The organism is Geobacillus sp. Sah69 (assembly GCF_001414205.1).
GTDB classification, from domain to species: domain Bacteria; phylum Bacillota; class Bacilli; order Bacillales; family Anoxybacillaceae; genus Geobacillus; species Geobacillus stearothermophilus.
Window position 1 is genome coordinate 1 of sequence record NZ_LLKS01000063.1, and the last position, 10,762, is coordinate 10,762.

At 49.5% G+C, this 10,762-nt stretch carries 6 protein-coding genes, 3 pseudogenes and 2 riboswitches; of the genes and pseudogenes, 6 read left to right on the forward strand and 3 right to left on the reverse strand.

What is annotated here, in order from left to right; all coding sequences use genetic code 11:
* Positions 1-712: 712 nt before the first annotated feature.
* Positions 713-769, forward strand: a riboswitch (purine riboswitch).
* 82 nt (positions 770-851) lie between these two features.
* Positions 852-2,384: a glutamine-hydrolyzing GMP synthase gene (gene guaA / locus AP057_RS13955; protein WP_049626579.1), complete on the forward strand. Its 1,533-nt coding sequence runs from the start codon at positions 852-854 to the stop codon at positions 2,382-2,384.
* Between the two features lie 89 nt (positions 2,385-2,473).
* Positions 2,474-2,575: riboswitch (purine riboswitch) on the forward strand.
* 90 nt (positions 2,576-2,665) lie between these two features.
* On the forward strand, positions 2,666-3,991 hold the full coding sequence (locus AP057_RS13960; protein WP_049625455.1) for an NCS2 family permease: 1,326 nt from the start codon (positions 2,666-2,668) through the stop codon (positions 3,989-3,991).
* Between the two features lie 212 nt (positions 3,992-4,203).
* Here AP057_RS13960 and AP057_RS13965 read toward each other — a convergent pair.
* Positions 4,204-5,130 (reverse strand): annotated as a pseudogene (locus AP057_RS13965) (IS4 family transposase); the annotation flags it as partial.
* Here AP057_RS13965 and AP057_RS13970 point away from each other — a divergent pair.
* Positions 5,129-6,438 (forward strand): annotated as a pseudogene (locus AP057_RS13970) (ISLre2 family transposase); the annotation flags it as partial. The pseudogenes AP057_RS13965 and AP057_RS13970 sit on opposite strands and share 2 nt — an antisense overlap.
* Positions 6,439-6,739: 301 nt before the next feature.
* Here the strand turns inward: AP057_RS13970 and AP057_RS13975 are convergent.
* Positions 6,740-7,210 carry a YjdJ family protein gene (locus tag AP057_RS13975; protein ID WP_049626611.1) on the reverse strand — a complete coding sequence of 157 codons (471 nt, stop codon included), beginning with the start codon at positions 7,208-7,210 and terminating at the stop codon, positions 6,740-6,742.
* A 127-nt stretch (positions 7,211-7,337) separates the two neighbouring features.
* Between AP057_RS13975 and AP057_RS16675 the strand changes: the two are divergent.
* A pseudogene (locus tag AP057_RS16675) lies at positions 7,338-7,484 on the forward strand (IS4 family transposase); the annotation flags it as partial.
* Between the two features lie 107 nt (positions 7,485-7,591).
* On the opposite strand, the gene AP057_RS13980 reads toward AP057_RS16675, so the two are convergent.
* Positions 7,592-8,470, reverse strand: coding sequence for an IS982-like element ISGsp1 family transposase (locus AP057_RS13980; RefSeq protein ID WP_055359013.1), 879 nt, complete (start codon positions 8,468-8,470; stop codon positions 7,592-7,594).
* 685 nt (positions 8,471-9,155) lie between these two features.
* Here AP057_RS13980 and AP057_RS13985 point away from each other — a divergent pair.
* Entirely contained in the window at positions 9,156-10,316 is a 1,161-nt protein-coding gene (locus tag AP057_RS13985) for an NCS1 family transporter (protein ID WP_235468588.1), read from the forward strand.
* Between the two features lie 58 nt (positions 10,317-10,374).
* Positions 10,375-10,762, forward strand: a 388-nt coding sequence (locus AP057_RS13990) for a DUF6444 domain-containing protein (protein ID WP_235468587.1), incomplete at its 3' end; no start/stop codon positions are given.

A 10,762-nucleotide genomic window follows, 5' to 3' on the forward strand; every position in this document is an offset into this window, starting at 1 on the left:
GTCGTCATGCGCGCCAAATCCGGCACCGTCCGCTTTATCGAAGGGCGGCACAGCTTGAAGAAAAAACCGAATTTGGTCTTTAAGTGAGACGTTCCGCCGACGGGCCGGAGCGCCTACACCGCTCATTGGAATCAAACGTCAACAATCCCGCGGCTTTCCTTTCCATCCGTCTTTGCGGCGCCTGCATCGAGAGGCGCCGCTTTTCTCGGAACGACAAAACGATTGATTAAAAAGCGGAAAAAAGGGTAAAATMGTCGTGTTGCTTATGCMAAAATAAGCTCTGCCATTCTACTTCATTTCAGCCTTCATCCGATTTCGCGCAGGAGACTCCCACTTCAACGACCAAAGGGAGTAAGTGGGAGAGGAATGCGCGTTCCCCCTTTCTTTTGTGTATGATAGAATAAAGGCGTGGAGAAAACCGTTCAATAAAGGCACTCCAATCACGGCTACTCGATGTATGGAGTTGGTTACAGRAAACGTTGTAACCGTAAAACATCGAGCGTAGGTCCGTCTGTTGTGTGTGGAAGCCAAGTACTGCCAACAGACACACCGAGAGAATCGGTAACGATGCAGGCATGACCTGCGTCGTTGGGTAGTCGTCAACCTGCCCCCTGATGCAACCCCAAGTCAAGGAAGGAGGACGAAGTCCGTTTGCACTTCTGGGGAGTTGCAAGCCCCCACTTCAAGCGTTAGCGAAGTGGGGGTAGTTGACATAAGCGCAAGAATATGGCTTGTGCGTCTCTACCGGGCCGCCGTAAACGGCCCGACTATGAAGGCAGAAGACGCTGCTATTCTGCCTTCATCCACGTTTTGGGCAACGGCAGCGTTATTTTTTTGACGGGGTGGAAAACATGAACCAAGAAATGATCGTCGTCTTGGACTTTGGCAGTCAATATAACCAGCTGATTACCCGCCGCATCCGAGAGTTTGGCGTCTACAGCGAACTGCATCCGCACACGATCCGTGCTGAGGAAATTCGTGCGCTGAACGCCAAAGGAATCATTTTCTCGGGCGGTCCAAACAGCGTGTATGATGAACAAGCGTTTACATGCGACCCAGCGATTTTTGAGCTCGGGCTGCCGATTTTAGGGATTTGCTACGGGATGCAGCTGATGGCGCACCACTTAGGCGGCAAAGTGGAAAAGGCGTCGCACCGCGAGTACGGGAAGGCGCTCATTCAAGTGAAACATGACTCCCTGTTGTTCCACGGTTTGCCGGACGAACAAGTCGTCTGGATGAGCCATGGCGATTTGGTTACCGCTCCGCCTGACGGCTTTGTCGTAGATGCCACAAGCCCTTCCTGTCCGATCGCAGCGATGAGCGATGAACGGCGGAAGTGGTATGGAGTGCAGTTTCATCCCGAAGTGCGCCACTCGGTCTACGGCAACGATTTGTTGAAGAAGTTTGTTTTCGATGTATGCGGCTGCCGGGGCGACTGGACGATGGAAAACTTCATCGATGAGCAGGTGCGTCGCATCCGCGAACAAGTGGGCGAAAAAAGAGTGTTGTGCGCCTTAAGCGGCGGGGTTGACTCGTCGGTTGCGGCTGTATTGGTGCACCGCGCCATCGGCGATCAGCTCACCTGCATTTTTGTTGACCACGGCCTTCTTCGCAAAGGCGAAGCGGAAAGCGTCATGAAGACGTTCCGTGAGCAATTCCAGATGAACGTCATCAAAGTCGATGCGAAAGACCGCTTTTTGGCGAAACTAAAAGGGGTCACAGATCCGGAACAAAAGCGGAAAATCATCGGCAACGAGTTTATTTACGTCTTTGACGATGAGGCGGCGAAGCTTGAAGGCATTGAATTTTTAGTGCAAGGGACGCTCTATACCGACATTATCGAAAGCGGCACGGCGACGGCGCAAACGATCAAATCGCACCATAACGTCGGCGGTTTGCCGGAAGATATGAAATTCGAACTGATCGAACCGCTCAATACGCTGTTTAAAGACGAAGTGCGCGCTCTTGGCACACAATTAGGCATTCCGGACGAAATCGTTTGGCGCCAGCCGTTCCCGGGTCCGGGGCTTGGCATTCGCGTCCTTGGCGAGGTGACGGAAGAAAAATTGGAAATCGTCCGCGAATCGGATGCGATTTTGCGCGAAGAAGTGAAAAAAGCGGGGTTGGACCGCGACATTTGGCAATATTTCACTGTTCTTCCCGACATCCGCAGCGTCGGGGTGATGGGTGATGCCCGCACGTACGATTATACGGTCGCCATCCGCGCCGTAACCTCGATCGACGGGATGACCGCCGATTGGGCCCGCATTCCGTGGGATGTGCTGGAACGCATTTCAACGCGCATCGTCAACGAAGTGCCGCACGTCAACCGCGTCGTCTACGACATTACAAGCAAGCCTCCGGCGACGATTGAGTGGGAATAAAAACGAACAAAAGACGAGCATTTCCAAAGAAATGTTCGTCTTTTTTTCTTGACAAGCGACCGACAGGCTGATACAATAGCCGTGGAATCATGAATATTGTCGAATTCCGTCGTATAATCCCGGGAATATGGCTCGGGAGTTTCTACCAAGCTACCGTAAATAGCTTGACTACGAGGGATGTGAAATAGAGAGCCGATGTCCTCTCTCTGTTCGTCATTCCTTCTTAGTCAACGCTTCTGGTAGCTGCAGAAGCGTTTTTATTCTTTATAGGGGGGACAGACGTGAGAAAGTATTTTCAGTTTGATGAGCTCGGCACGAATTATCGGACGGAGATCATCGCCGGGCTGACGACGTTTTTGTCGATGGCGTACATTTTGTTCGTCAACCCATTTACCTTGTCGTTAGGGGCGGTGAAAGATTTTCCTGACGAACTGCGCATTGACCAAGGAGCTGTCTTTGTCGCCACGGCTTTGGCGGCGGCATACGGGTCGATTTTAATGGGAGTGCTGGCCCGCTACCCGATCGCCTTGGCGCCGGGGATGGGGCTGAACGCTTTCTTCGCCTTCACGGTCGTCTTGCATATGGGCATTCCGTGGCAAACGGCCTTGGCGGGAGTGTTTGTTTCCGGCATCATTTTTACGATTTTATCGCTCACCGGCGTTCGAGAAAAAATCATCGATGCCATTCCCGTTGAACTGAAATATGCCGTCAGCGCCGGAATTGGGCTGTTCATCACGTTCATCGGCCTGCAAAACGCCGGGATCATTGTGAATAACGACGCCACGCTGGTCGGATTGAGCGATTTGAAAGACGGCAATACGCTGCTCGCCATTTTCGGATTGTTCATCACCGTTGTTTTAATGGTGAAAAAGGTAAACGGCGGCGTCTTTTACGGCATGGTCATTACGGCTGTCGTCGGCATGATCTTCGGTTTAATTGAAGTGCCGAAGCAAATTGTCGGCGCGATTCCGGATATTTCGCCGACGTTCGGCGTCGCGATTGAACACTTGCCGGACATTTTCTCGTGGAAAATGCTTGGCGTCGTTTTGACATTCTTTATCGTTGACTTTTTCGATGCGACTGGCACCCTTCTAGCTGTCGCCAACCAAGCCGGGTTGTTGAAAAACAATAAACTGCCGCGCGCCGGCAAAGCGTTGCTTGTTGACGCGACAGCGGTGATGGTTGGGGCGGTGTTTGGCACATCGACGACGACATCGTATATCGAATCGTCGGCCGGCGTCGCTGCTGGAGGACGCTCCGGGTTTTCCGCGGTCGTGACGGGGATTTTGTTCTTGCTGGCGTTGTTCTTCTCGCCGCTGTTAAGCGTCATTACCGCACCGGTCACCGCGCCAGCGCTCATCATCGTCGGGGTATTAATGGCCTCGTCGATCGGCGAAATTGACTGGAAGAAGTTCGAAGTCGCTGTACCGGCATTCTTCACGCTCATCACGATGCCGCTTTCCTACAGCATCGCCACTGGGATTGCCGTTGGCTTCATCTTCTACCCGATCACGATGATTTTAAAAGGCCGCGCCAAAGACGTGCATCCGCTGTTATATGTGCTGTTTGTCGTCTTTATCTGTTACTTCGTCTTTTTGCGGGAATAGGACAAAAAGACTGTTCCGAGGACGGGTTTGCCGTCGTGGGAACAGTCTTTTTTTTGTTTGCCAAGAGGGTATTGGTGGACGGCAGAGTGTTTAGGTTGATGTGCTATAATGGAAAAAACGACGAAAGGAGAATGAACGATATTTATCCATCGCTTAGAGGAAAGTTCATGGCTGAAGTTTCTCATAATATCAAAGTACATCATGAGTGTTGATTATCCAAAATTAGACATACGCCTTCCATAAATTTGGGCATACTCAAACAAAGCAGCGGCCATCCCGGATTTCCAATCGAGAGGAAGCTGCCCAGAGAAAAAACGGCGAACGAACGAAATGAAGGAAAGAGAGACGTTCGTCTGTTTTTTGGTTTGATCATACAGCCATCGCAGCAACACATACGCGATGAAYGCCGCAAACAGTTGGTTGTATACCGCATTTTCCGTCGTGCCAAACAAGGTCGGGACATTCAGATATTGCTTCACCCAACGGAAAAAGACCTCAACAGTCCAACGTTGTTGGTACATGTCGGCAATGGTTTCCGCAGACGCATGGAAGAGGTTCGTCACGACCCGAATGTCGCGGCCATTCGCATCTCGAAAGATCACYACCCGGTGACGCTTGGTGGAGCGGCATTGTTTCGTCCCCAACTGGCACGTGAAGTCGGCTTGAACCGATGAAGATGYGCTCGGAAGGCGTTTCAAGCTTTTTTTCTGATGAAGTTCGATGTTGTCCTTCATYCGAATGACAAAGAGCTGATGCTGCTCYACAAATCGATCGAGGCGTTCGATTTTGAAATACGCCCGGTCTTCCACCAGCACTTGTTGAGCGTTCGTCAACTGTTCTCCCACTGGGCCATCGTGACGCAGYCCGGTCGTTTCCACCACGTCTGCCGGCAGCGAGGATTCCGGCGAATACGCGACGTGCAGCTTCACTCCGGCGCGTTCGCCGTGATACGGAGCCCATGGGAGGCGGTTTTTCCCGACYGTGACGGTCGTCGAATCCACCACCCGAAGCGGTTTGGGAAACCGAAGCGAACGGCGGGTTTGGCGGTTGCACTTGGAAATGATCAACGCCAACAAGCGTTTCATGATGTCATAGGGAACTTCTTTCGCTTTCTTGGATACTGTGGAATAATGGAATCTAAGAACTCTTCAAAAGGTGTTCGCTGTCTTGTTGGCGGCCCTTTTGGAGGAGGTTGATCAACAACTGGCGGAAGCGCGGGGCAAGCGCCGGTATCAGCTGAAAGACAAACGGCCGACCACGATCCAAACGCTGTTTGGAGAAGTGATGTTTCGACGGAACGATTACTATGATCGGCAGGCGGGGGCGTATACCTTCTTGCTGGATGCCGAACTGGGCTTTGATGGAGCGCAGTCGATCAGCCCTTGCCTCGAGGAAACGGCGGTCGAGTTGGCCGTAGAGTGCTCTTCCTACCGCAAAGCGGCCCGTACGTTGGAGTCGATCGTGGGGTATGCGGTCCTAAGCCACGAGGCAATTCGCCAACTGGTGCTGGAGGCCCCTGTCTCGCTGCATCACCCTGTTTCCCAACGGCACGGCCGGGTGCTGTTTGTGGAGGCGGATGGGCTGTTCATTTCCCGCCAGGGGAAAGGGAAACGGGCGAAAGAGGAGAAAATCTTGGCGGTTCACGAGGGATGGAAACGAAACGGGTCGCAGCTTGAGCTGGTGAACCGGCGCCACTACCTCCATGAAGGGGAGGGAGACGTGTGGGAACGGTTCGAAGAGTGGCTGATGAAGGAATATGCCTATGATCCGTGCCGGGACCTGTTGATCATCAACGGCGACGCGGCGTCGTGGATCACGGCCTGCCGGGAGTATTTCGGAAAACGGGCGTGCTTTCAGCTGGATCGATTTCATGTGGCGCGGGAGCTGCGCCAATGCCTCTCGGACCATCCGTGTTGGCGGGACGTGCGGAAGAAGCTGGCGAAACAAGACGAAGAGGGCTTCTCGTGGAGCTGAACAGCGCGGTCGGCACGTTGGAGGACGAAGGCAAAGAACAACAGCTGGCCGCCTTGATTCGCCGGATCGAGTCGATGCCGGGATGCATCCGGGACTACCGAGAGTGGCTGTCGGAGCAAGGGGTGGAGACGACCGGCATGCGTGCGATGGGCCACGCCGAGAGCGTGATGAGCCGGTTTGCGCATCGGGTGAAATCCCGCCGCAGCTGGAAAGACCAAGGGCTTCGGGCGTTTCTGAAAGCGATGGCAGCCCGAATCGACGGGGCCGGGTGGAGAAAGGGGCGGTTGGAGGAGGAAGAGCCCCGGAGGGCAGCCTCGGCCTCGACGAAGTCCAAGCGGGTTGAACAGGCCAAACGGAAGGCAGGACGGTTGTTGGCGGATGTGATGCGACAAAACATCCCGTATCTTCAGCAGTCATCCGGGACGTCGATCCATCAAGCATTATCAGCACTTCGGGATGGCGGTTGGGTGTAAAAAAATGGAACACAATATCATCGCCTCAAGATGAGGGATGAGAGTCCGAAAGCGCTTACGATATTAATTCCTGAAAATGGTTCACTAACTGGTGATTGACAACACCCGTAGTGAACCGAAAAAATGTTCTCCACAAAGTCTTGACTGACTCTCGATGCATATTGTTTTTGAATCTTCGCTCGATCTGTAGTAAAATGAAAGTGCTCTTACATGGTGATCTCTCCTTTCAAATGTTGGGTGACACTTCCATTCTAGTAGGGGGTTCACCAGCAATGGCTATTTTATGCTTGTTTGAGTTTATCTAGCGCCGCGGGTTGTGATTTAATACTTGGAAATAAGTTGTTATAGCTGTTGCAGTACACAAAGAGCCACTCACTAACCAAATATAAAAAAAGATTTTTCCACCTGTTGTGGTAGAATCCATAAAAAAGCAACCAAGCAGGAATAAGCCTCCTCCTAAAATGAATAGAAAACAAGCAAATTTCTTATTCTGTGGTTTTAAGAAATAGTATCCAATAAGAATTAATAAGTATAAACTACTTATTCCCATGATAATTGGAAAAAAGGGGTGAAATTTAGCGGAGTATACAAAGTAGTCAAGTTGTGAAATATGACTTTTACTATGTACTTGACCATACATCATTTGGGAAAACGGTGTTGAATGCTTCCATTCCCAAGGATTATCTAATATTGCACTGCCTTCATACCAAGCAGCTAGAGTAGAAAATAAAAGTAAAATAGCGGCTAATCCAAATTGAATAATAATCCACAAAACAACAATACCTCCCTTAATGTATATCAAGCTAGGCGTGTTGATTATCCAATAAAATCCAAAAGACAGAAGAGTGCCTTTGCTGTAGAAGATGAGTAACGATTCAAACAAACCCAGGCGGTGCTCTATAAACAAGCATAGCACACCTCCAAGTTTGATGCAAAAACTTGTTTCGGATGAAGAAATTCAACGGATGGCTGAAGCGGTTAGGGATCGTGATTTGGCCCGAAACTTTGCGTTGCGCAAGTTGATTCATTTGTTCTTGTTGGTTGCGCATTAATGGTTTTGCCTATCCTCCTGTAGGAAATTGCATTGTTTGTCAAGCATATGTTCCTGGTGAAGAGTCAATTCTTATATGTAACCCGTGGTGCTAGTTGAGCGTCAGCGCTCAACCAGCCCTAGTGTGACCAAGGAATAAGCCAACAAGATGCCATCGAGTGCCCCTTCAAACCCGGCCATGGAATTCGCTCGAATGTCGGTGATCCGGTATTGGTCTACGAGAATCGAAAACACCGTCTCGATGACTTTGCGTTTTTTTTGGATCCATTCTTCCCATGCCTTGGATGGGCCGTGCTTTTGATTGTGTCGAGACGGTGTCCAGAACGCGRCTTGGTGTTCTTCGTACAGCTTTTCTCGAAGAGCGTGGCTGATGTACCCTTTGTCCCCAAAGTTGTAGGGATGAGGGATTTGAGTCATCACCGTTTCAGCGGCTTTGACGTCGTGGCAGGACGCTTCCGTCACGACATAGCCCATGGCCAGCCCTTGATTGGTCACTTGAAGATGCAGCTTGAAACCGTAGTACCATTGCTTTTTGGAAGCACAATACCCCATATCYGCGATCCCTCGAAATCGCTTGACGCGCTGCATTCTCACGGGATGGCACAACGGAAGAGGCAAGCTGTCGACGACCGCATAAGCATGGTGTTGGCCACGTTTCGCCAGCTCATGACGGATCCATTTGATGGCGAAACCAAGCGCCCGGCAGCGGCGGTTGTATCGGGAGCGTTCAAGAAACGAGCCGTTTGTGAACAAATTTCCCGTGACAAAACGATGCCAGGCTCGTTCGGAAGAAAAGCCCAGCAGCTTCCCCAAAAGGTGAACCGCCATGACCACTTCGTCTTCTTGCTTGACCAAGTGACGGTTGCGGCGATGAAGATACATTTGAATCAACGACAGTTGGGCAGAAACAAAACAGAAAATAGCGGCATATTGTTTTTGAAGTTTGGCTGGATCTGTAGTAAAATGAAAGTGCTCTTGCATGGGGGATCTCTCCTTTCGAATGTTGGGTGACACTTTCATTCTACTGGAGATCCGCCAGCAAGGGCTATTTTTATGCTTGATCAAGTTTATCTAGCACCACGGGTCAACAGATAAATTTACATTATGCACCTTAACTTTTCCTTTAAGTAAAGATTGGATAGGTTGACTAATGACATTGCCATCTCCGCGTTTTAATATGTTATATAAAGTAACACCAAATGTGATGAAAAAAGGGGGCAGATCGTGAATCGTGAACCTAGAAAGTCGTTCTTCTCACCGTTTGTATGTTTAATGTACGTTGACGCCATGTTGTGTCGTCTATGGATTGAAAACGTGCAACATTCACCAATTCATAATACTTGAAACAAGTTCGTTTCTTAATCTATGACTGGAAGATCCAAGGCGGCTACATCCCTCAATCATACTGAATCAAGTGAACGTGTAGCACATGGCACTGATGAATGAGGGAGAATGAGTTTTCCGATTGTCGCTACTGGCTGGCCGTTATAGGCTCGCCTCTTTCTTATCTTTATGTTAGGCGACCTTGGCCAAAAAACAGACAATGACAGCAGAAATGCACAAACATTCAAAAAAAGGGTGTTTTGTCAAAAAAATATTTTTTGACGCCCCTGAGAGGGCATCAAGCCTTGATACATCAATATTTCTAGAGGGAGTTGACAATACAATGTCCGTAAATACAAATGTGGAATCCGTGATTCAACTTGCGGAACATGTAGACGAATCACTGCAGCCAAAGACCGATAGAGATCGAAAAGTCGGACCGCTAAGTTACGTTTTTATGTGGATTGGCGACGGTGTCAACCTGGGCAATATGACACTTGGAGCTAGCTTGATAGTAGCTGGGACAGCTACACTTAACATTTTCCAAACTTTTGCCGCCGCAATTATTGCCATCGGGATTATTTCAACCATTTTCGCCTTAAATGACCGACTCGGGTACAGAACGGGAATCCCTTATGTGGTGCAGCTCAGAATGTCCTTTGGCCTGAAAGGCTCTGTCATTTCATCCCTTTGCCGAGGCATCCCGGCCATCGTTTGGTACGGCTTCCAAAGCTGGATCGGCGGTACCGCCCTGAACGAAATTATGAAGATTATCACAGGCGGATCTTTTGACAACGTAGCCATCTGTTTTGTGGTACTCCAAATCGTGCAAATTGTACTTTCACTGTATGGCTTTCACGCTATTAAATGGGTGGAAACCGTCGTATCAGTTGTCATTGGATTAGCCCTTATCTATGTATTTGTTGTTCTTCTTACATCATATAGCAATGTGATTGTCGAAAAATGGGTGCATACAGAAGGGTCATGGGGATTGCCGTTCTTTGCCTTTATCATGATGTTTATGGGCAACTATGCAGCAATCTTCTTAAGCGCCGCGGACTACTCGCGGGAATTGAAGCCCGGCATTAGCAACACAAAACGTGGCTTTTTATACTTTTTGCCCATTTTTGCAGCATACGGCTTGACCCTCACAATCGGTGCCATGCTTGCTTCCGCAACTGGTGTCGCCAATCCGGTTAAAGCATTTGCGATTGTGGTAGACAACTCATACATTACATTCTTTGTATCCGCGTTTATTATTCTCGGGTCTATTGGGGTGAATATGGTTGCCAATATTGTTCCGCCCACCTATGTCATTCAGTTGCTGACAAAACTAAAGTATAAACCGGCTGTAGCCATAACCGGATTGCTTGCGTTATGCTCATTTCCTTGGGTACTCGTACAAGATTCATCCTCTAAAGGTCTAGGAATATTCATTCTCATCTATTCTGCGTTTTTAGGGCCGATTGTTGTATATATTCAGCCACATCCTAAAGTGAGCTGAATATTTTCTTCTTTCCTTGTCTATGATGTGAATATTGATAGACAAGGAGGTGAATCGCATGTTGACGGTACAACAAGCTGTATTTACAGTTGAGGGCTTAATCGGCAAAGTTCAACAACAAAAACAGCTCATTCATCAACTCATTCAAGAAAATGAACATTTGCGTCACGAAAACAAACAACTACGCAAAGAAAATGAACAACTGAAGTACCGTGTTCAAGAGCTGGAAGCACGCACGAAAAAAAACAGCTCCAATAGCCATTTGCCCCCATCTTCTGACCGTTTTGAGAAAAAGCGTTCCTCCCGCGAGCCGTCTGGCAAAAAGCCTGGTGGGCAAGAGGGACATGAGGGGAAGACGCTCCGTCAAGTGGAACATCCACATCATCGTGTCGTCCACCGTGTGCATACGTGTCAAGGATGTGGAGCTTCTTTGCGTGACGTCAAAC

What these genes read in the sequence shown, in the direction of transcription:
- guaA (WP_049626579.1), top strand. Translation starts at nt 852, where the DNA reads ATGAACCAAGAAATGATCGTCGTCTTGGACTTTGGCAGTCAATATAAC.
- AP057_RS13985 (WP_235468588.1), top strand. Translation starts at nt 9,156, where the DNA reads ATGTCCGTAAATACAAATGTGGAATCCGTGATTCAACTTGCGGAACAT.